Source organism: Paenibacillus sp. FSL R7-0179 (assembly GCF_038002265.1).
Lineage (GTDB): Bacteria > Bacillota > Bacilli > Paenibacillales > Paenibacillaceae > Paenibacillus_AQ.
The window spans coordinates 1,854,335-1,875,746 of record NZ_JBBOCC010000002.1 but is presented as its reverse complement, the minus strand read 5'-3'; the positions used below and the strand labels follow the sequence as shown (position 1 = coordinate 1,875,746).

Sequence of the window (21,412 nt, the reverse complement as noted above, 5' to 3'; positions counted from 1 at the left end):
GGTCCTCCTCCTATCTCCTCAAGACAATTTCTTGGTATATGGTCGAGACGAATGCAATCATCTGCTGAACCAGACTGAAGAACAGCAGGGTCAGGAAAGCCATGAAGGCCATAGCGAGCAGCGTCAGCAGAATCGTCCCGACCGTTTTGGACGGGGAGAACTGATGAACGGTCATAATGCCCACATACAGCAGCAGTCCCGACCAGAGAATGGCAAAGTTTTTGAAAAAGTAATAAAAGGAGCTCTCCTGGGCCGAGATGAAATTGCTGATCCAGATCCAGGGGAAATTAATCAGCACGATCGGAAGCAGTGCGAAGCAGGTGGTAATAAAAATCTCCACGAACTTCCCCTCCCCGTCCATCAGCGTGGTCAGCGACCAATTCGCCACACACCAGAATAGAACAGGAACCAGCACGTAGACCGCTTCCAGCAGGCTGTTCAGATACCGCGGATTATTCATGTTCACCAGGAACCCGCTGTATTGTTCGCCCAGCACATTCGTCAGAATCAGCATAAACAGAATGCCGAAGGAGAGGATCAGACTGGTTTTTTGACTGCGTTCATATTTGAGGTCCCAGTATCCGTTGAACGGATGAACCATCACATACAGCGGATGTTGCAGCGCTTCTCTGTTCAATGGAGCTCCACCTTCTTTCTGGCCTTCATTTTCCGGAACATTCTCAGGCCCAGCCATAGGGCTAACAGTGCGATCAGACCCGTCATAATGGTGGAGAAATGTCCGCGAAGCACTTCCTTACGGTAGAGCAGGAACGCTTTGGAATAGTTGGTCCGGTCCATGCTGCGCTCGAAATATTCCGCCGACTCCTTGTACTCGCCTTGCCGCAGATATGCCTTGCCTATGCCCGCATAAGCGTACTCCATATTCGCATTCAGGTTGACGACCTTGCTGAACTCCCGGGAAGCCATCTCCTCATCACCGTTATAGTAGCTGCGTACGGCACTGTTCAGCGTTCTTCCATACTCTGTGGTCTGGAATACCGTGATTTCACCCAGCGCCTGGTCCAGCACCAGAATATCGTCACCGCTATGCTCAAGGGCAACCGGAGTGTTGAATTCGCCCAGCCGGTTACCGATTCCGCCGAAAATGTACAGCAGATAGCCGTCCCCGTTGTACGTGAACACCCGGCCCCGGCTGGCATCCAGCACCGCGTATATTTCACTGTCGCTCACATCAATATCCACGAGCCGCGGGGCACCGCCTGACCGTGTTGAATACATAAGATCGCCGCTGGGCTTGTAATAGCCCTCTCTCCGCAGAATATCCGCACCCTGCGCGTTCAGCTTCTTGATCGGGTCCCCGTAATCGTCACCGTTGGTAGCATACAGAAAGCCTTCGTCATTAATGTCCAGATTCGTGAACTCGGTTGGCGTATACATGACCATCTGCTCGCGCTGCGCCTTGGTAGAGATCGATTTCCAGAAATACTCCACCGCATCGACATGCACCCGGTTCGCGCCGATGAACGATTTGAACACACCATCTGCCCCGAATTCCATGAAGCCGTCGAAGACGCCGGCCGACATCACATAGATGCGGTCCGCTTTGTCTACAGCAACACGGACAGGCTGAAATTCAAAGCTCGCCTGCAATAGCTCGGACTTCGGTGCTTCAATGATCCCCACCGCCTTGAAGCTGCTGTCGAGATGGACGATACGCTTATTGCCCGTATCCGCCACATACACTTCCTTCTGCTGCGTCACATAGATGCCCTGCGGATTGTTGAACTTCTCCGCCTTCCCTTTGAACTCGAACGCATCTACCGTCTTGACGGATTTGTAGTCCTGATCCAGGATGACAAACCGGTTATTTCCGCTATCCAGAACATAGATCTGCTGATCCTCCGTAACCTGAATATCCTGCGGATTATTAAATGGGCCCGCACCGGAGCTGGCACCCGTGATGAGCGTAGTTGCCTCGTAGGCGGACGGAGCCGCCACCGCATTCCCCCAGTATGAATAATTGTAGGAAGGGGCTGCGCTCTCTGCCAGGGCCAGCTCTCCGCCAAGCCCCAGACTGGCCAGGCAGCACAAGGCCAGCAGACCGGTTCTCAGTTTCTTTATCCTTGCGACCATGGTCACCGTTCCTCCTCTCTACTCTTTCATACCGGAAGTAGCCATCGTCTGGATGACACTGCTCTGTGAAATAATGAACAACAGAATCGGCACGGTCATCAGCAGCAGCGCGACTGCCGCTCCGACCCCGGCACGCGCAATCCCGCCCTGGATGACCTGGCTAAGCGCGTAGTGAAGCGTCTTCAGGTTCTCACTGTAGATGAAGCTTCCTCCATCTGTGCCCCACAGCGCCGGAAATTGCAGAATCATCAGCGTCAGCCAGGCCGGCTTCACATTCGGCATTACGATTTGCCAGAACACGCGGTACTCATTCGCACCGTCGATTTTGGCCGCCTCAATCAGCGCATCCGGGATCTGCTCCATGAACTGCTTCATCAGGAACAACCCTAATGAAAAGGCCAGTGACGGCACGATAATCGCAGCTTGGGTATTGATCCACCCCAGCTGTGACATGACCAGATAGTTCGGTATTGCCGTAACATGCGGCGAGAACATCAGGGACAGCACTACAATTTTGAACAGAATGCTTGAGCCCGGGAATTTGAACTTGGCCAGCGGATACGCCGCTGCCGACGCCAGCAGGATGTGTCCTGCGGTTCCTACCAGTGTGATCAGCAGCGTATTCGCAATATATCTGGTGAACGGCACCCAGGAATTGCCCATGATCACCATCAGATCGGTGAAGTTCTCCAGCGTCGGGTTCCGCACCAGGAATCTTGGCGGGAAGATGAACAGCTCATCCAGCGGCTTGAAGGCATTGTTCACCGCGTAGATCAGCGGAAGAACCATGAATGCGCCGAAGCCCAGCAGCAGGCCGAAGAGCATAAAGCTGACAGCAAAGGAACGGTTCAGTCTTTTTTGAGGGCGAAGAGCCCCTATCACTCTTGAATACAGGGTCATTCACCCACCTTTCGGAGCAGCTTCTGGGTCATCATGTTGGTTCCGAGCATAATCGCGAAGAGAATGGTGGCAATCGCCGAGGCATAGCCCATCTCAAAGCGCAATGTCCCGTAATCCATCAGATGCGTTACGACCGTATGACCCGCATAGTTAACGCTCGGGAAGCCCGCAAGCGCAATGGAGACCTCGGCCACCGCGAAGGAGGCGGTAATCTGCATGACCGCGCCGAACATCAGCTGCGGACGCATGGATGGCAGGGTAATGAACCACAGCTCCTGCCAGCGGTTCCTGATTCCGTCCATCGCTCCCGCCTCGAACAGCGTCTGGTCCACGGTCTGAAGTCCGGCGATGAAGGCCAGGAAGCTTGTGCCGAGACTCAGCCAGAGCTGCACAATAATGATGATGGGAAGAATGTATTTCTCATTCTGCAGCCAGATGATCGGCTCCAGCAGCACCCCGATCTTCATCAGGAAGCCGTTAAGATAACCATAGCTGTCACCCGAGAAGACGATCAGCCAGATGAAGAACACATTGCCCGAGATCGAAGGCGCATAGAAGACCAGCGTCATCAGCGACCGCACGAAGGGCGACAGCTCATTAATCAGCCAAGCGAACAGGAAGCAGGCAATGTAGCTTAACGGGCCTGTGATGACAGCGAACAAAAAGGTGTTCTTCAGCGCGATCATGAACACATCATCGCCCAGCAGCAGCCTGGAATAGTTCTCCCAGCCTATGAATCTCGGCGTCTCCAGCATATTGAAATAGAAAAAGCTCAGCCCGAAGGAGACGACCACCGGGATCACCGTGAACAGGAAGAAGATGATCATATAGGGACTCATCATGAAATAATAATGCTTGCTCTTCTTGATATCTCTCCATAATTGCGCCAGGCGGGATTCCTTGAGCGGACCGCCAGCCAGCCCTTGCAAGGCTGGTTCAGTGGTATTGTGTATTTGTACCATCAGCTTGCAGCCTCCAACCTAATACGGAAGTTTGAATTCCTTCCGTTTGATCTGAATTTCATCGTTAATGTAGATCAGATAATCCGACAGGGCTTCACGCGGATTTACATTCCCGTTGACCACCTTGCGGAACGCATTGTCCAGATGCCGGCCTGTGAAGTACCCGCCCGGAACCTGAGGGTTACCCTTCACCCATTGCCACTGGCTCTCCAGCTCCTTGTAATCCTTCACAGGCCACGGCAGCTCCTCCAGCGCTTCAATGTTCGCGGTCGGATAACGTGCCGCCGCTCCCATCAGCCCTTCCATTTCCCGGCCGTACTGGACCTGGGTGTCCTTGTCTGTCCACCACTTCATGAATTCCCAGGACGAATCCTTGTCCTTGGCATTCTCCAGCAGCATGACACCGGTTGTATGGCTGGCCACGCTATGGTCCACCTTGCCGTCCGCCTGCTTCGTTCCCGGCACCACCGTGAATTCCCACAAATTGCGGATTTCCGGCGCCATTACCGTCAGGCTGTTATAGATGGTATAATCGGCAATCCCGATCGGGATCTCACCTGTACGGAAGCGGTTCGGAAAGTCCACCTTCACCGGGAACTTGTAATTGGTATAGAACTGGGTCCACTTGTTAAATTCACTCATGGAGGTCTCCGAGTTCAGCGCGCTTCGCTTCTGGTCATCCGTATAGAGCTGCCCGCCGTTCTGGTAGAGCAGCATGGTGAAGGCCGCATTAGGCACCAGCGTCGCGTTGTTCAGTGTATCCTCCAGCGGAAGATAGAATTCCAGATTATGCCTCTGCAGAACAGAGACCACATTGTAGACTTCCTCCCACGTAGTAGGCGGCTCCAGGCCAAGCTCCTGCAGAATATCCTTCCGGTAAAAAAGCATCGGGAAGATCTGCTGCTCAGGCAGCCCGTAGACACTTCCGTTGTACTTATAAGGGGTGAGCGCACTGTCCCTGAACCGTTCAGCTACTTCCTTGAAATCGGCGAACTGGGACAGATCAGCCGATGCTTTGCGCATCGCATAGTTCACTGGAAGGTCCTCGCCGATCTGCATGGCTACATCCGGCCCTTCGCCCGCCAGGGTTGCCGGCAGCAGAATGTTCGGAGGCACCAGCCGCAGCGCCACAGAGATACCCGTATCCGGTGTAAAGGTATCGTCAATCATGCTCTTCATCACTTGAGCCTGATCCCGGCCAGTCGAGATCCAGACCGTAATCGCCTTCTGATTCTTCGTCACGTTACCGATACTGTCGTAGTCTTCGGTATACGAGGCACCATAGGCTCTGAGCTCATGCTTCAGCTTCTGGAAGAAGGTAGCCTGCGCAGACGGGAGCGGCTTATCCGGCGCCGAGACCACCAGTGAATCCAGTGTCAGCGGCTGTTCCCGCACGCTTAGAATCCAGGTTCCCAGACCGCCGACATTCGTCTTGAAGGAGACCAGCCGTTTGGCTACCGTATCCGGGTGCTTAGCCATATCCTCCAGCTGGGTGACCATCGAGTACAGCACGGATACCTTGTCGCTGCGTTCCCCGGTGGCCTGCTCCAGATATTCACCGACACTGCGGATAATCTCCGCCTGCTCCCGGAACACCTTGGTCATCTCCGGTATCCGCTTCTCCAGCTGATAGTCACGGAACTTATCCGGGTTATTGGAGGTAATCGCCAGAATATTGCGGTACATTTCATTCAGGGTCAGGACACTGGACTGGATGGTACGGACCAGCGGGGCGATATCGCCCAGGGTCACGGTCAGTCTCAGCTTGTGCGTCCCTTGTGTAAGATGGAACAGATAAGGCTCTTCCCCGCCGAGTACATTCATCTGCCAGCCGGGCGAGTAATTGAAGCGGATCTGCTTCATCTCGGTGAAGGGATATTCACCGTCAATGGTCAGGCTGCGATTGGCATAGACACCCCGGAGCTGATTCTGCTTCTCCTTGAGCGCTATCCGGTACAGACCTTCTTCAGGGACATCAATCTCCCATTCGATCCATTGCCCCGGCAGCTTCCAGTTCACCCCGCCGATGGTATTGATTCTTAGCTTCGAGACCGCATAAGGCACTACTGCCGGGCTGGAGCGGTCAGATAACGGATATAAGGTAGGCGAGGATTTGGCGGATGCCGCTTCGGCCTGGACCTCGATATAAGGCTCTTTTACCGGCTGAAGGCCCTTAGTCTCATAATCCTGCTGAGCCTCTGCATAAGACCGCACTGTCCGGTCCTGGAACAGCTCGATATAATCAATGGCCATCGGCTCACGGAGCGCAGTCAGCGACAGGGTCTGGTTCCCCTGCTCCAGATAGAAGGCATATGGTTCCTCATAGAAGCCTTCACTGTCCGCAATAACCGTGGACTGCCACACCGGCTGCTCCACCTGTCTGGGGCGCAGATCATTGCCGCGGTCATCCTGCTTGATGACTTCTTCACGGTTCCCCCAGACCCGGTCGAAGAGCAAGGTATCCGCTCCCTTGAACGGCACCTCCCGGTTGATGGATAAGGAACGCTCAATCGACGAGCTTTTGCCTTCCACCGGATAATAATGAACCCGGATGTTGTACAGCCCGGATTCCGGAACCGGCACCTCCCAGGAGATGGTTCCCGATTCCGGTGTAATGACTGCTGTTCCGTCAAGCCCCTCGAATTGCTGCTTCACCTCGAAGACATCTCCGCTGCCAGGGGAATAGCTCTCCCCTTCGATACGGATCTCCCGGTCAGGGCGCGGGGCATCCCCGTGTTGCTTCAGATAGGCTTCATAGCTGCCTTCTTCGGCATCCTGCGCGGCTGCTGTGAACTTGCCTACTGCGGGAGAATCGGAATGCACACGCTGCCCCGGGGAATTAAATATCCAGATCGTCCCGGCCAGCAGGACAACAACCAATATAATCGCTATGTTCCTGATTCGAATATTCAATCGTACTCCTCCCCTTAAGCGATGGATCATGTAAATTGCCGCAAGAATGGGAACAACAGTCCGCGGGGGACTGTTGTTCCATGCGGATATCCGTTTATTTTTTGTAGACCGCGTCTACAGAAGCCTGAACCTTCGCCTTGTACTTCTGAATGACAGTAGATGCCGACGTTCCCTTTTTCAACTCGTCAATCATCTCGTAGTAAGGCATAGTCGAGAAGGTGTTATGGTTCGTTAACAGCATACCGCCTTCGACCAGCTTGGCGTTGTTGATATCATCCTCGTTGTCATATGTGCTCTCCAGGGAAGCCTGCTTCGGATAATCGTAGATCGACTCGATATCGTTGATCTTCTCCCAGATATACAGCAGCTGGTCCGGATTCTCGGCCTTCTTCGGGATCGTCAGGAACTGGACATTGGATTCCACACTGTGGTATTCGGTAGCATTAGGCCCCTTTGGAAAAGGAACAAAGCCGATGTCATAATCCTTCATATCCGTCTTGAAGCCGTTCGCCTCATAATCGGCTCCCGCATACATCAGCGTGTTCCCCTGGCGGAAGAACTGCGCCGGTTCCTGCCAGTCCCCGCCTTCAGTCGGCCGCGCTACCTTCTCAGCTCCCAGCTTCGCGATGAACTTGAAGACCTCCAGCAGCTTGGGATCATCGAGATTCTGTTTGTCCTCAATGGTCAGATCGGTCTCGTTGGAGGCCATTGCCATCTCCAGGAACCCGCCTGAGGCCAGGCCCCAAACATCAAGTTTTCCGTTGTTATCTGTATCCTTGTTCGCTTCTTTGGCGACTTGGGTGAAGGTCTCCCAGTTCCAGTTATCCTCGTTCACATATTCCTGGAGCGGCTTCATGCCCAGCTTCTTCATCAGCGTGCGGTTATAGAAGACCCCGCTGATCAGGTTGCCCGCATTCTCCGAGAAGCCATAGCCCCGGCCCTCATATTGTGAGAATTCCGTAGTCATCCGCTGATTGAAGGCATTCTCATTCTTGGTGTACTCGTCTACCGGCCAGAACATATCCTGCTTCGTCAGCACCGGAATCATATATCCCTTGCCCATTCTGACAATATCGCCAAGCGGTTCACCGGCAACCAGTGAAGCCACTACCTTCTTCTGGTATTCACCGAAGTCCAGCGCTACATATTCAACCTTGAAGTTATGCTTGGCCATCAATTCCTTCAGATTCTTAGAGCGCTGGATATTGTCAGGATTGTCCTCGGGAATCTTCATATCCCACCAGGAGACAATCTTGATCGTTCTGCCGCCCATATCGAAATCCTTGTCCGGTGTAGCATTGCTCGGCTCCGCAGCCGGCGTAGCTTCCGCAGTGGCCTCAGCTGCCGGAGCCTCCGTAGCCGCCGCCGGCTGGGCTGATGCTCCCCCTCCGGCGTTCCCGCCGTTCCCTGCTCCGCCGCCGCAAGCCGTCGTTGCAGCTAATAACAACATACTAATGAATACTGACATTACTTTTTTTGCCCGCATGATCTGTCCCCCCAAGTATGAATGACTTACCTCGAAAGTTTAGCGCTTACATTTTCAGGCAGCAACCCGTCTAACTTCAGGTGTTCACCTGTCAAATTATAGGTCGGGTCCGCAAGTCCTTATCCGCCGGGCAACCGGATTCCGATCAGGTAAACAAATGGAGCCTGGTGCAAGAATTGCACATTGTAGCGCCCGGCTGTGTTGCACATAATGGATGAAGGAAGCTTAACTTCTCTCTGAAAGCGGGGTCTTCATCTTGTACAGAATCTTATGTGTAGAGCGAAACCGTCAGGTGCGGGAGATCGCTTCTTATATGGCAGGGAGCAGACTTAAGAATTTCATCATTCATGCGCATGCTGATTATTCATCCGATATTCTGCGGCTGATCCACAGCGAGGGGATATCGCTGGTTCTTCTGAACATTAGGGACGCCCATGCGGCGGGCATGAGAGTCTGTGAGCAGATCAGGCAAGGTTGCTCCGTTCCGATTATCCTGCTCGGCGGCAGCGGGGATTTCGGCTTGGCGCGCCAAGCTTTACTCTACAATGTAAGCGATTACTTGACAGACCCGGTGGACCCGGCTGAGCTGAGCGGAAGTCTGGAGGCAATTAGTCGGGTGCTGGCTCCGGACGGCAGACCGGCTGCTGCGGAGCAGGATTATGCGGAGTTCACCCTTCAAAAAGAGCCGCCCTCCCCGTCTCCAATTGTCAGTACGATCAAGCAATACGTGGATGCGCAGCTCCATCGTAATATTACGCTCAAGCAGATTTCCGACTCCTTGAACTTCAATTGCGCTTATCTCGGACAGAAGTTCAAGCAGCAGGAGAAGATATCCTTCAACGAATATCTCCTGCGCCAGCGGATGGAGAAGGCTAAGCTGCTGCTGGAAACGACTGACATGAAAATCTATGAGATTGCAGACGCTGTCGGGTATTCGGAAACCGACTGGTTCTACAAGAAATTCAGAGAATACACCGGGACCAGTGCCAATGAATACCGCAAGCAATGCTTCATCACTGCCTGAGGCAGAGGGATTGGAAGGAGCGGCCTGTGCGAAATCTGGAGCAAGGCTCTGAATAAGTCCGGCCGCTAGCCTCCCGTATGCCTTCTTCCCACTCCTATAAACTCCCGTTTCATCCGCGTCTCCTGCTTCTCTCCCTTCCCCCTCCCATGCCATTGCCCTTTTCGTCCGCGTCTCCTTCACCTTACAATAGATCAATAATTGGTGAGGATCGGTCATTGTAGGAAGATAGACGATAACTTATTATAGTTTCATACATGAAAGCGTTATCAATTACTCCGAAATTGCTTATCATTGCTTTTATTATGAAGGGGGATGACAACCAGACAAGTTACTCAGGATTGCTTGCCCCGGCTTAGCTTCAGGAAGCAATCATACAAAGAGAATATGATGAGGAGTGAAACAATGCGCAGCCAGAGCATGAGAAGCAATTCGTTCCGGAAATTCCTTTACATCTCTCCCTTTATGCTTTTACTCGCTGTCTTTGCCTACTATCCGCTTTATGGATGGGTATATGCATTTTTTGACTACACCCCGCCTATCCCGTTGTCCGCCTCCGAGTTCGTCGGTTTCAAATGGTTCCATTCCCTGGTTGAGAATCAGGTCAAGATCGACCAGTTAATGCAGGTCATCTGGAATACCTTCGGCATCAGCGGACTGGGCATCCTTTTCTCCTGGCTCCCGATGATCTTCGCTATTTTCCTGACCGAAATCAAGGCGGTACGTTTCCGCAAATTCATCCAGACAGTCACCACACTGCCGAACTTCATCAGCTGGGTGCTTGTGTACTCCCTCGCCTTCTCCATGTTCTCCAGCGAAGGGATGGTCAACGGCTTCCTGCATATGACCGGGCTGACCGATTCTCCAACCATGTTCCTGCAGAGCTCCGAGCACGTATGGTGGACGATGTGGGCTTGGGCTACCTGGAAGACACTGGGCTGGTCCGCCATTCTGTACATCGCAGCCATCATGGGCATCGACGAATCGCTGTATGAAGCGGCTTATGTAGACGGGGCTACCCGGATGCAGGTGATCCGCCATGTCGTATTGCCAAGCATGATGCCAACCTACTTCGTCCTGCTGATGCTCCAGATTGCCAGCTTCCTGAACAACGGATTGGAGCAGTATTTCGTATTCCAGAATGCGTTTAACAAGGACACTATTCAGGTTCTTGATCTATATGTGTATAACCTCGCCATGGGCGGCGGCAGCTATTCCGTCTCTGTTGCGATCAGTATGCTGAAGAGTGTAATCAGCGTGGTGCTTCTCTTTTCGGTGAACGGGCTGTCCAAAATGCTGAGAGGAGAGGGCATTGTATGAGTGACAACCAGACCAGTCTTACGCCAAACACCCGCGAGATCGACCTCACCAAGAAAACAGTCAAAATGCAGGTCAGCGCTACCGATAAAATCATCTCTACTATTATCTACATCCTGTTCTCACTGTTCGCCTTCATCTGCGTTTATCCGTTCTACTCGATCATTATCAATACGATCAGCGCGAATGATCTCAGTGCGAAGGGCGAAATTATTTTCTGGCCTAAGGGGATTCATTTCCAGAATTATATCGATGTGTTCAAAATCCCGGGTCTGGGCAATGCGTTCATGATCTCTCTCGGCAGAACCGTAATCGGTACGCTGCTGACTGTCGGCGCCTCGGCCTTCCTCGGTTTTATGTTCGCCCAGGAGGACATGTGGGGCAAGAAGTTCTGGTACCGCTTCACCATTATCACGATGTTCTTCAACGCCGGGATCATTCCTTGGTATCTGACCATGAGATCGCTGCATCTGACGGACAACTTCCTGGCTTATATTCTTCCGTCCGTTGTTGCTCCTTTCTTCATCATCCTGGTCAAAACCTTCGTCGAGGCAACACCGAAGGAGCTTCAGCAGGCGGCCAGTATTGACGGCGCAGGAATCTTCACGATTTTTTACAAAGTCATTCTGCCGATCAGCAAGCCGATCCTTGCAACCGTTGCCATCTTCTCAGCGGTCAACCAGTGGAACTCTTTCCAGGATACGCTCCTGCTGGTAACGGACAGTAAGCTCTACAGCTTACAGTTCATACTATATAACTACATCAACCAGGCGAGCTCCTTGTCGACCATGGTCAATCTGCAGAATGCCGGCTCCACGGCTATGGCAACCCTGGCGACCAAGCAGACCTCTACCTCCATCCGGATGACCGTAACCATTATCGTAGTCGCACCTATTCTGCTGGTATATCCGATCTTCCAGAGATTTTTTGTCAAAGGAATTATAATTGGTGCGGTCAAAGGCTAATCCGCCAGCGCCATTTATGATACATTAAACATTCGGGGGGCTACACATGAAAACACACATCAAGCTGGGCAGAAAGTCCGCGCTGTTACTAGGGACGACCATCCTGCTGGTAACAACGGCGCTAAGTGGTTGCAGTGGTAATTCCAACAATGGAGGAGCTGCTGCGGGGACGGCCGAGCCCGGAACACCTGCTGAGTCATCCGATCCGGGCACAAGCAAAGGCATCGATCACAGCAAACCACTAACCATTACGGTATTCGACAACGCAGCTAACTATCAAGGCGAGCAGACGGGATGGTACGGCAAGCTGCTGAAAGACAAGTTCAATATCACACTGAACATTCTGGCTCCGCAGGTAGCGGGCGACCAGCTGTACAAGACACGCTCGGCATCCGGTGACCTCGGCGACCTCCTGATTATTGAGAACAGCCAGCTTGAGGAACTGATTCCGGCAGGCATGATTATGGATCTAACCGACATGATTAAGAACACGGAGCATCTGTCCCAATATGTAGACAATCACTTCAAGCCGTTCAATGTGGCCTTCGAGAAACAGAATCCGGATGGTAAAATCTATGCTCTCCCGGCCTTCACCGCCGATACTTCGCCAACGACCTTCTCGGAAGAGCTGCCATACTCCAGCCCGATCATGCCTTGGGATTATTACAAGGGAATCGGCGCGCCGAAGCTGAACAATCTGAACGACCTGATGACAGCCCTGAAGGACATGCAGGCTAAATATCCGAAGACTCCGGACGGCAAGCCGATTGTTCCGATTACGCTGTGGAAGGACTGGGACGGCGGAAGCATGGAGAATGTCCGGTGGCTGAGCAACTGGTATGGCTATGAGCAGCCGAACGGTACGACAACGATTCAATTGAATGCCAAAGGCGATATCGTTCCGATTGTGGACGACAACAGCATGTACAAGAAGATTCTGCAGTTCTATTATGACGCTAACAAAATGGGTCTCGTCGACCCGGATTCCCCTTCCCAGGACTGGAACAAGGTATCTGAGAAGCTGACCAACAAGCAGGTGCTGCTCCTGTGGTACTCCTGGCAGAGAGGCTTCTACAACACGATTGAACGCGGCAACCAGGGTGACGGCAACGTGGCGGTTCCGATTGGCGATACCCACCTGATCCAGAACAGTGATGCTTATTTCGGGAACGGCAGAGTATTCGCCATCGGCTCCAAAGCGAAAGAACCGGAAAGAATCATGGAACTGATGGACTGGATGTCTTCACCGGAGGGCCTGCGTTACTATACCAACGGTTTTGAGGGCTTCAACTATGAAAAGACAGCAGACGGCAAATTCAAGCTGACCGAAGTTGGTCAGACTGCATTCCAGGAAAACACCCCGGTCCCTGCTGAATATGGCGGCGGCGGTTACCAGGATGGCCAGAGCAAGGTCAACTCGATGATTATGAGTGATTTCGTGACCGACCCGGAAACCAAAGAGTTCTATAACAGCACCTACTGGGCTTCCACCATCGAAGCGAATAAAACCAAGCTGACCACCGACTGGCAGAGCACCTATGACGCCACTACTCCGACCGAGTACTATACAAAGAACAACATGATCGACATCGTGCCGAACATCAACACCAGTCTTGGCTCCGATTCCTCTGACGTCAAGAACAAACGCAGCCAGATCTCGGATTATGTCAAGAACACCTCCTGGAAAATGATCTTCGCCAAGGACCAGGCCGAATTCGACCAGCTCTGGACCAAGCTGAAGAGCGATGTGGAAGGTCTGGGCTGGAACGATGTCTTCGCGGTAGACAAGGAAAGAGCAGAGAAAATCGTTAAAATGCGTGCTGACGCGATTGCTAACAAGTAAGCAAATGAACGTTAATGCGTAAGCTGTAAAAGCAAAAGAAAAGGCAGCCCCGGAGCCATTATGTAATGGCTTTGGGACTGCCTTTTTTGGCGGCTTCCGTCTCTCAATTCCGGCCAACGAACCAATCTCCAGCCGTTCGGGTACCTCATCGGCAAACAAATGGATAAACGTATCTTAATTTCCCGCTTTCTAAGGATTACCCGGCAACAAGTGGAAAAAGCATAATTAATTTTGAGATTTCACCCACTTCAGGTGAATTGTGATGAATTAAGTGCCTTTTATCCAACTCCTGTTCCCGTAAGGAAAGTTGGTTCATCAGCAAGTGTATAAATTCCATCTATTTCCTCGCAACTTCTCCATAGCCGCGTGCTGTGCTGTCTTGTGTGACCGGTGGATGATAAACAGACGTTAGTTGAGTAATTACTGAGTAATTAGTTGGCGGTCATCGTACGTTGGGCGGGTGATTGGCAGGAGATTACGCAGCGCTTCCAGCCAGAATAGGAGGCACCCACTCCGGGCGCCTCCTAGACCATTTAGAAAATAAGCTGAGCGAACTGGTACAAGCCGTTCTTCCAGACCGGCCAGTCATGGTCGCCCTGTTCCTCCACCCAGATGTGAGGCACGTTATGCTCTGAGAAATAAGCATGGGTGCGGTCGCTGACATACTTCAGGCTGTCGAGGTCTCCGCAGGATAACCAGAGAAGCTTAAGCGCATCCGCTGCCTTCTGCGGATCCGGTACCAGCAGCTCAGGCTCCTTCGTGTTAGGTGCCGGAGAGAAGGCTCCCACCCAGGCGAAGCGGTCCAGGTTATTCAGACCCATGTTGAGCGATTGCCCTCCGCCCATGGACAGCCCGGCCAGCGCGCGGTGCTCCCGGTCCGTCAGCACGGAATAGTTCGCTTCAATATAAGGGATCAGATCGTTCAGCAGATCAGACTCAAAGGCCCCGAAGGCTTCCAGCTTGTCAGGCGCAAAGATGTCGCCCACCGCACGGTCATTCTGCATCGCCCGGCCATTCGGCAGAACTACAATCATCGGCTTCAGCTTGTGATCGGCATACAGGTTGTCCAGAATAATCTGCGGCGTGCCGTGTGTGTACCATTCGTCCTCATCTCCGCCAATGCCGTGCAGCAGATACAGTACACTGTATTTCTCAGCGTCTGAATAGCCAGGCGGCGTATAGACTCTTGCCTTCCGGGGGTTGCCAACTGTTGCAGAGGGATATTCGATCATCGTGATCTTACCACGCTCAATCCCTGCTTTCTCCTGATCATATCCCGCTGCTTGTGTTGTATACTTCTGATGGTTCATGTCCAAAGCTGCTCATTCCTCTCATAGATTATATGTACATCCCCACACTTTGTTTATTCGATAAACTAAGTCCGGAATCCTGCTGAGGAAGCTGCTGAGCAAAAAAATATTTGGAGCATCGAAATCCATCAGTAACGCCTGTACGGACTAGATTTGACGTTCATACACATACGAATGCATTGGAATAATCTCCACTGGATGCAGAGATTGATAGAGGGCATTAGCCTCAGCAGAAAAACCCGTAATGTATGCCGTTGTCACACCTTGCTCCTTCAGGCGGATGAAGCATGCAGAAATGACAGACTTGCCGAAGCCGCGTTGCCGGTAATCCGGGTGGGTCCCAATCGTCTCTATAACCGCTATCTTGTTGTCCTGATCCACGAACCCGAAACAGAAGGCAACAGGCCGCCCTTTATCATCCACTACCGAGAAATCAAGCTCCGCCTTATAGGACTTAAGATCTTTTCTCCAGTACTCTATGCTCCCTGCATTGGCCTTCGTCTGTCCCTTCCGCCATTGAGCGGATATGGAACCCTTCTTCCAGATTCAAAATGTATTCCGTATGCGTAAGATCGTATCTTCGGGTGTTCCCGATATGAGAATCCTGCACAAATCCTTGATCTAATAATGCCTGAACCTCCAGACCATAGGGATAGCAGTCGGTGTTGAGCTTCTTTTTCCCCTCGCCCCATACATTCCGTGTCCATTCCACCATCTCGCCTGCCAGTTGCGGATAATCCGGGTGGACAATTAAGCTGAAGAAGCTGCCCCGTCAAAGTTACCATTGTTCTCAAAAAGGCATGAATGTTATTGAAATTCTCCAGGGTGTTCATGTACTCCTCACTCATTGCTTCCATCCCCATCCGGCTCTCATAATTGCACTCTGCTTCTATTATAAGAGGAACTATCTCTTCATTTATAGGCAGAGAACAATCATAACAATCTGTTGTCTTGCACTTACTGTATTGTATACCGATGCTTGGATTCATAAGATGATATAACCTCAAGCGGGGTGCAGGCAGGTTAAATCCCTGCCCCTCCCCCATGTCATCAACCCTTAACGCCGCCGACCGTCATCCCCTGAACAAAATACTTCTGCAGGAACGGATAGACCATCAGAATGGGTACACTTGCAACGATGGTCATCGTAGCACGCAACGAGGTTGGCGTTACCCTTACTGCATTATCTGCAGATTGATAGGCATCCACTGCACCTGCAGTCGCAGACGTATTGGTTGTCTGCAGAATTTTCATCAGCTCGTACTGAAGTGTGCTCAGCTTGATATTGGAGGAGTTGTACAGAAATACATCAAACCAGGAATTCCACTGTCCCACAGCCACAAACAGAGATACAGTGGCCATTGCAGGAATCGTCAACGGCAGTACTACACGGACAAAGGTCGTGAATTCCCCGGCACCGTCGATCCGGGCGGACTCCAGAATCCCTTCAGGCAGGCCTTCAATGAAAGATCGGATGACAATCATATTGAACACACCGATAATCCCCGGAACAATATAGACCCAGAAAGAATCCGTCAGGCCCACATTCCGGATCAGCAGGTAGCCGGGAATCAGGCCGCCGCTGAAATACATGGTGAATACGAAGAACATTGTGACGAACTTGCGGAGTACGAATTCCTGGCGGCTCAAGGTGAAGGCCAGCATGGCGGTACAGAAGACTGAGACTGCCGTTCCGATCACTGTACGCAGAAGGGAGATCAGCGTGGCATGATAGATGTCCGATTCCCCGAAGATATACTTGTAATTGCTAAAGGTCCACATCCGCGGCCACAAATAAATCCCGCCTCTGACAGCATCATTAGCATCATTAAGGGAGATGGCGATCATATTAACGAAGGGATACATCGTGACAATCATCAGACATAGCATAAAAATGATGTTGCAAATATCAAATACACGGTCTCCCAGACTGGAATTACGCAAACGCGATTTTCTTGCTGCTTGCATGACATATACCTCCTTTTAGAATAATCTGCTTTCTCCCATTTTTTTGGCGATGCTGTTGGCTGAGAACAGGAAGATGAAGCTGACCAAAGTTTTGAATATCCCTGCAGCAGTACCCAGGGAGAAATTACCCATTCCAAGTCCATATTTCAGCACGAATATATCCAGGTTCTCCGAGAAGTCAATGTTCATCCCGTTACCGAGCAAATATTGCGCCTCAAATCCGGACTCAAGAATATTACCCATATTCATAATCAGGAGAATGATGATAACCGGCTTGAGTCCGGGAAGCGTGATATTAAGCATCCGCTGAAAACGGCTGGCTCCGTCGATTTCAGCCGCCTCATATTGAGAGGGGTCGATGGAAGTGATGGCGGCCAGGTAGATGATGGTGTTCCAGCCCACATCCTTCCATACCTGTGTTGCCCCGAGAATTCCCCAGAAATAACTCCCTTTGCCCATCCAGAGTACAGGTTTGTCCAGGAGATGAAGCTTGGTAAGCAGGACATTGACAATCCCGTCCGGCGATAATACCGTCAGCACAATACTCGACGCCACTACCCAGGAGATGAAATGCGGCAAGTAGCTGACGGTTTGCACCACACGCTTAAAAATAATATTCTTCAGCTCATTTAACAGAAGCGCAAGCGTAATTGCCGTAACAAACCCAAATACTAATTGAATACCGCTCATGACGAGTGTATTCCGCAGCACACGATAAAAGGTGCTGTCCTCAAACAGTATCCTAAAGTGCTTTAACCCCGCCCATTGCTGCTCTGAGAAGCTCTTGGCCGGCTTGTAATTCTGAAAAGCCATGGTCCAGCCCCAGAGCGGGAGGTACTTGAATACAAACGCCCAAAGAACAAAAGGAATACACATGAAAGCCAGTGTTCTCTGCTGAATAAGACGCTTGAAGAATGAATGGTTTCTATTGGAAAGGATTCCCTTGTTGTTGAGGGGGGGTAGAGCATGTACTGGTTTCTCCACTGGTTCTTCTCCCTTCTGACACCTTGCTGATTACAGCTGCGGGCCGGAGCAGCTTCCCCCTTCCAGCCCGCAGCTTATAGCTGGTTCTGTCTCTAGATTACCATTTGCCTGCTACACGTTCCTGAACCTTCTTGGTGATGAAATCTTCATAGGTTTTCTTATCCAGCTTGTCGAACTGGGCCATGTAATCTCCCCAATTCTTGTCGAAGTTGGCCGGTGTGTCCAGAACCATAGCAGGCAGATGTTTACGCTGTAAATCGTCAGCCTTGGTAATGAACATCTGTTCAGGGGAACCTTGTTCCAGGGCAATGGACCAGGCAGGAGACCAAGGGCGCTCATCGGGGTCGTTGAACAGCTCACTGAAGGTCTTCACTCCGTAAGCTTCGAGCAGCTTCTTGTCGCCATCCGTATAACCGTAAGAGGCTACCTCAGGCTGGTTACCCGGACCATAGGCATTGCCATCCTGCAGAACAGAGTTATTGCCATAACGCGGCCAGCTGTAGTTGAAATAGTCAAACCCGAATTTCATGCTCTGCTCAGGATCTTCGTGCAGCTGGCGCTGCGCATCGTTGGCATAAGTGAATCTTCCATTCGCGTCAACGGCGTAGCTCTGATCCTTGATGCCCCATTGAACCAGAATCTGATTCTCTTCCTTGAGCAGGTTGTCGAAGTATTGGATAATACGAACCGGGTCTTTGGCTTTCACTGTAATGCCTACACCATAATTGTTTACGAAGCCGGGAGGATCAATATATTGATCCTTGATCTCTTTATCAAATACGATCGGAAGCGCAACATAGCGCATGTCGTCATTACCGGCCTTCTTGAGGTTATTCGTCGCATCCCCAACCTGCCAGGAATAGCTGAAGTACCCGAGTACACGTCCCGACGTCAGCTTCGCCAGATACTGGTCTCTGTTCATGGTGAAGGATTCAGGGTCAACCAGCCCCTCGGCGTTAGCTTCATTCAGCTTCTTGATCCATCGCTTCTGATAATCGGAGCCCCCAACCAGCTTGGCCTCATGGGTCTTCATATCGACAATGGTGCTGCCGTCATTCGGATAGCCTGCCAGGTGATTGGCTGGATTCTGAAGGGTGAAGAAGCTTCCCTGTTCACCAGCAAGGGTAGCGAAGCCAATCGTCTCCTGTCCGCCCACCTGGGGATGCTTCTCTTTGTATTGCTTCAGCAAGTCGAAATATTCATCAAGCGTCTTAATCTTCGGATAATTGAATTCCTTCAGTACAGACCGCTGAATGTAGAAGCCGGTCTGGAAGTTAGGCTCGGAGACATAGCCGATGTTCGCACCGTAAGGGAAGAAGTAGAGCTTGCCGTCTTGTTGTCTGAATTTATCAAAGTAGGGTCCGTATACCCGTTTAATATTGGGTCCGTATTGTTCAATAAGATCATCAAGCGGAATAAATGCCCCTGCGTCCATAAGCTTAGCCATTTGACCGCTGGAATCAATAATGTCCGGATAGTCTCCGCTGGCAATCATCACGCCCGCCTTGGTATCCCCATCGCCGACCAGATATTCAATATTCCAGTCCACTCCAGTCTGATTCTGCAGCTCTTTGCCGATTGTTGTTTCACTTCCCAAGACTTGTTTCTTGGGTGCCCCGAAGCTGAAATACTTGTAGGTCACTGCCGGAGCATCCTCATTGCCTCCCGCATTCGTGCTCTGTGCTGAGGTGTCCGGCGCAGTGTTGCTGTTGCCTCCGCCGCAGCCTCCCAATGCCGCCGCCAGAATGAGTACCAGACTGGTGGTCAAAAGCTTATTTTTTAACATTTTTACTAAATCCCCCTTAACTGTTCTTGTAATTCCATAAATTGTGTAAGCTCTTTCAATATACCAAGAAACCGCTTACTTTCTTACCCGACAAACCATACCTTGTGCTTCAAAATGTATACCCATATTGCGATGTCATACGGTGCTGTTATCCATCAGCGGCAGGGAGATGAGAATAACCATCCCTTCCCCTTCCCGGGTCTCAACTGCAAATTCAAACTGATCCTGGAAGATCAGCTTCAGGCGGTAGTATGCATTCTTCATCCCAACCCGCTCACCGATACCGCCATCCTCCTGCAGATAGAGCAGCAGCTCCTCCAGCTTCTCCGGTGACAGCCCCATCCCGTTATCCTCCAGTCTGAGAATCAGCCGTTCTGCTTGCACAGTCACTGAGATGGAGATGATTCCGCTATCCGCGATGGACTCGACCCCATGGATACTGGCATTCTCGACAAACGGCAACAGCACCATTTTGGGAATCCGCTGCCTCAGGGCTTCCGGGTCTGCCACGATGCTATATTCCAGCTTGTCGCCGAAGCGGTACTGCTGAATCTCCAGGAAGCTCTCAATCAGCTCCAGCTCTTCGCTGACGGTAACATAGTTCTGACTCCAGGAGATGGACTTCCGGAACATTTTCGCCATATGCTGAATGATCTTTGCCGTCTCCTTCTCGCCCTTGATGATGCTGCGCATGCGCACGGATTCGAGCGAGTTGAACAGGAAATGGGGATTAATCTGGCTAAGCAGGGCATGCAGCTGCGCTTGCTGCTCCCTAAGCTCCAGGTCCTTCTTCTGGATATCGGCAACGTAGACCTCGTTAATCAGGCTGTTGATCGTTTCGGTCATGCGGTTGAACTCCATGGTTAACTGGCCGATCTCATCTCTGGCCTCTTCATAGGGAATGGTCTGGAAGTTCTGCGCCTTGACCTTCTTCATATATTTGAGAATCCGGACCAGCCGTACATGAATCGAGCGGGACATCACCGCAATGATGATTGTGGGCAATATAAAGTTGATGCAGGCAAACCAAATGACAAAAGAACGCGATTTCCTGACTTCGTTCAGCACAAGCTCCTCATTCATCACGCCCGCAAGTGTCCACCCTTCCAGATAATTAATCCCGGTATATGCAGCCTGGAATTCAAGGGAATTCTTAGGCTGGAGAATACTCCTGAAAGGGACCAGCCCCGGGCTCGCCGCCTCATCATTCGCATACTGAACCCGGCCTTGGGGATCTAACAGATACACAGCGCCATTGAAGGTGCTGCCGTTAAAAATCTGCTGAATCCGCTCCATGTTCAAATCAATTTTGACGAGCTGCTCCATTCCGCTGGTGTAATAATTATTTAATTTTTGAATCAGACTGAATTTCTGCTCCGAATAGACAAAGGTCGGATAAGGTGCCGACAAGGCTTTGGACTGGGTATACCAGTCTGATTGGCGGATTTTACCGGTTAGACGGTCAATATAGCCGGAGGTCAGCACTGTAGGATTATCGGTGTACACCTGATACCAACGGACACCCTGTACGCCTTGATTGGACAAGGCTCCTTCCAGGTAGCTGTTGAATGTCTGTACATAATCCATCTCACTGGTGAATTTGCGGGAAATGGTCTTATTAAAGATGGGGTCGGCATACAGCGAATACGATAAGCCTACTCCCTGGTCGATTGCCACCTGCAGTTCGGCTCTCAAATTGTTCAGTGCCATGTCGGCATCACGGATTTTTTGATTGCGGATATTGGTGGTTGTGACGTGATAGAACACGATATTGGTGAGGACAATGGGAATAAATACGGACAGTACGTACATGAGCAGCAGCTTCTCGCGCAGCTTCATGTAATTTAACAGCTTTTTCATTGG

At 51.4% G+C, this 21,412-nt stretch carries 17 protein-coding genes; 4 read left to right on the top strand and 13 right to left on the bottom strand.

Features of this window, described 5'->3' with window-relative positions:
• Positions 1 to 10: 10 nt before the first annotated feature.
• The 6 genes from MKX63_RS24450 to MKX63_RS24425 all read right to left on the bottom strand — a co-directional run bounded on the left by MKX63_RS24450 (position 11) and on the right by MKX63_RS24425 (position 8,355).
• Positions 11 to 637, bottom strand: coding sequence for a YIP1 family protein (locus MKX63_RS24450; RefSeq protein ID WP_341020729.1), 627 nt, complete (start codon positions 635 to 637; stop codon positions 11 to 13).
• A complete protein-coding gene (locus tag MKX63_RS24445) occupies positions 634 to 2,094 on the bottom strand; it encodes a hypothetical protein (RefSeq protein WP_341020727.1) in 1,461 nt (486 codons plus the stop codon). Before MKX63_RS24445 ends, MKX63_RS24450 begins: the two co-directional genes overlap by 4 nt.
• Before the next feature lie 18 nt (positions 2,095 to 2,112).
• A complete protein-coding gene (locus tag MKX63_RS24440; protein ID WP_341020725.1) occupies positions 2,113 to 2,994 on the bottom strand; it encodes a carbohydrate ABC transporter permease in 882 nt (293 codons plus the stop codon).
• The gene (locus tag MKX63_RS24435; RefSeq protein WP_341020723.1) at positions 2,991 to 3,956 is read right to left on the bottom strand and encodes a carbohydrate ABC transporter permease; all 966 of its coding nucleotides are present in this window, start codon (positions 3,954 to 3,956) and stop codon (positions 2,991 to 2,993) included. The genes MKX63_RS24440 and MKX63_RS24435 overlap by 4 nt, the downstream gene beginning before the upstream one ends.
• An 18-nt stretch (positions 3,957 to 3,974) precedes the next feature.
• Positions 3,975 to 6,899, bottom strand: coding sequence for an extracellular solute-binding protein (locus MKX63_RS24430; protein ID WP_445323539.1), 2,925 nt, complete (start codon positions 6,897 to 6,899; stop codon positions 3,975 to 3,977).
• 64 nt (positions 6,900 to 6,963) lie between these two features.
• Entirely contained in the window at positions 6,964 to 8,355 is a 1,392-nt protein-coding gene (locus MKX63_RS24425) for an ABC transporter substrate-binding protein (protein WP_341020717.1), read from the bottom strand.
• Between the two features lie 256 nt (positions 8,356 to 8,611).
• Between MKX63_RS24425 and MKX63_RS24420 the strand changes: the two genes are divergently transcribed.
• From MKX63_RS24420 to MKX63_RS24405, 4 genes are all read left to right on the top strand, one after another.
• The gene (locus MKX63_RS24420; RefSeq protein WP_341020715.1) at positions 8,612 to 9,379 is read left to right on the top strand and encodes a helix-turn-helix transcriptional regulator; all 768 of its coding nucleotides are present in this window, start codon (positions 8,612 to 8,614) and stop codon (positions 9,377 to 9,379) included.
• A 462-nt stretch (positions 9,380 to 9,841) separates the two neighbouring features.
• The gene (locus tag MKX63_RS24415; RefSeq protein ID WP_341020713.1) at positions 9,842 to 10,696 is read left to right on the top strand and encodes an ABC transporter permease subunit; all 855 of its coding nucleotides are present in this window, start codon (positions 9,842 to 9,844) and stop codon (positions 10,694 to 10,696) included.
• A complete protein-coding gene (locus tag MKX63_RS24410; RefSeq protein ID WP_341020711.1) occupies positions 10,693 to 11,658 on the top strand; it encodes a carbohydrate ABC transporter permease in 966 nt (321 codons plus the stop codon). Before MKX63_RS24415 ends, MKX63_RS24410 begins: the two co-directional genes overlap by 4 nt.
• 46 nt (positions 11,659 to 11,704) lie before the next feature.
• Positions 11,705 to 13,501: a hypothetical protein gene (locus MKX63_RS24405; protein ID WP_341020708.1), complete on the top strand. Its 1,797-nt coding sequence runs from the start codon at positions 11,705 to 11,707 to the stop codon at positions 13,499 to 13,501.
• 533 nt (positions 13,502 to 14,034) lie between these two features.
• On the opposite strand, the gene MKX63_RS24400 is transcribed toward MKX63_RS24405, so the two are convergent.
• The 7 genes from MKX63_RS24400 to MKX63_RS24370 all read right to left on the bottom strand — a co-directional run bounded on the left by MKX63_RS24400 (position 14,035) and on the right by MKX63_RS24370 (position 21,409).
• Entirely contained in the window at positions 14,035 to 14,811 is a 777-nt protein-coding gene (locus tag MKX63_RS24400) for an alpha/beta hydrolase (RefSeq protein WP_341020707.1), read from the bottom strand.
• A gap of 147 nt (positions 14,812 to 14,958) precedes the next feature.
• Positions 14,959 to 15,291: a GNAT family N-acetyltransferase gene (locus MKX63_RS24395; RefSeq protein ID WP_341023246.1), complete on the bottom strand. Its 333-nt coding sequence runs from the start codon at positions 15,289 to 15,291 to the stop codon at positions 14,959 to 14,961.
• On the bottom strand, positions 15,266 to 15,523 hold the full coding sequence (locus tag MKX63_RS24390) for a hypothetical protein (protein WP_341020704.1): 258 nt from the start codon (positions 15,521 to 15,523) through the stop codon (positions 15,266 to 15,268). The genes MKX63_RS24395 and MKX63_RS24390 overlap by 26 nt, the downstream gene beginning before the upstream one ends.
• Before the next feature lie 338 nt (positions 15,524 to 15,861).
• Positions 15,862 to 16,779: a carbohydrate ABC transporter permease gene (locus MKX63_RS24385; RefSeq protein WP_341020703.1), complete on the bottom strand. Its 918-nt coding sequence runs from the start codon at positions 16,777 to 16,779 to the stop codon at positions 15,862 to 15,864.
• A gap of 15 nt (positions 16,780 to 16,794) precedes the next feature.
• The gene (locus tag MKX63_RS24380; protein ID WP_341023245.1) at positions 16,795 to 17,718 is read right to left on the bottom strand and encodes an ABC transporter permease; all 924 of its coding nucleotides are present in this window, start codon (positions 17,716 to 17,718) and stop codon (positions 16,795 to 16,797) included.
• A gap of 142 nt (positions 17,719 to 17,860) precedes the next feature.
• Complete coding sequence (locus MKX63_RS24375; protein ID WP_341020701.1) at positions 17,861 to 19,549, bottom strand: ABC transporter substrate-binding protein; 1,689 nt, start codon at positions 19,547 to 19,549, stop codon at positions 17,861 to 17,863.
• Positions 19,550 to 19,684: 135 nt separating this feature from the next.
• Positions 19,685 to 21,409, bottom strand: coding sequence for a sensor histidine kinase (locus MKX63_RS24370; RefSeq protein WP_341020699.1), 1,725 nt, complete (start codon positions 21,407 to 21,409; stop codon positions 19,685 to 19,687).
• Between the last annotated feature and the right edge of the window lie 3 nt (positions 21,410 to 21,412).

Coding starts and splice junctions, on each gene's coding strand:
- MKX63_RS24445 (WP_341020727.1), bottom strand. CDS start 2,094: ATGGTCGCAAGGATAAAGAAACTGAGAACCGGTCTGCTGGCCTTGTGC.
- MKX63_RS24440 (WP_341020725.1), bottom strand. CDS start 2,994: ATGACCCTGTATTCAAGAGTGATAGGGGCTCTTCGCCCTCAAAAAAGA.
- MKX63_RS24435 (WP_341020723.1), bottom strand. CDS start 3,956: ATGGTACAAATACACAATACCACTGAACCAGCCTTGCAAGGGCTGGCT.
- MKX63_RS24430 (WP_445323539.1), bottom strand. CDS start 6,899: ATGATCCATCGCTTAAGGGGAGGAGTACGATTGAATATTCGAATCAGG.
- MKX63_RS24425 (WP_341020717.1), bottom strand. CDS start 8,355: ATGCGGGCAAAAAAAGTAATGTCAGTATTCATTAGTATGTTGTTATTA.
- MKX63_RS24415 (WP_341020713.1), top strand. CDS start 9,842: ATGCTTTTACTCGCTGTCTTTGCCTACTATCCGCTTTATGGATGGGTA.
- MKX63_RS24410 (WP_341020711.1), top strand. CDS start 10,693: ATGAGTGACAACCAGACCAGTCTTACGCCAAACACCCGCGAGATCGAC.
- MKX63_RS24405 (WP_341020708.1), top strand. CDS start 11,705: ATGAAAACACACATCAAGCTGGGCAGAAAGTCCGCGCTGTTACTAGGG.
- MKX63_RS24400 (WP_341020707.1), bottom strand. CDS start 14,811: ATGAACCATCAGAAGTATACAACACAAGCAGCGGGATATGATCAGGAG.
- MKX63_RS24385 (WP_341020703.1), bottom strand. CDS start 16,779: ATGCAAGCAGCAAGAAAATCGCGTTTGCGTAATTCCAGTCTGGGAGAC.
- MKX63_RS24375 (WP_341020701.1), bottom strand. CDS start 19,549: ATGTTAAAAAATAAGCTTTTGACCACCAGTCTGGTACTCATTCTGGCG.
- MKX63_RS24370 (WP_341020699.1), bottom strand. CDS start 21,409: ATGAAAAAGCTGTTAAATTACATGAAGCTGCGCGAGAAGCTGCTGCTC.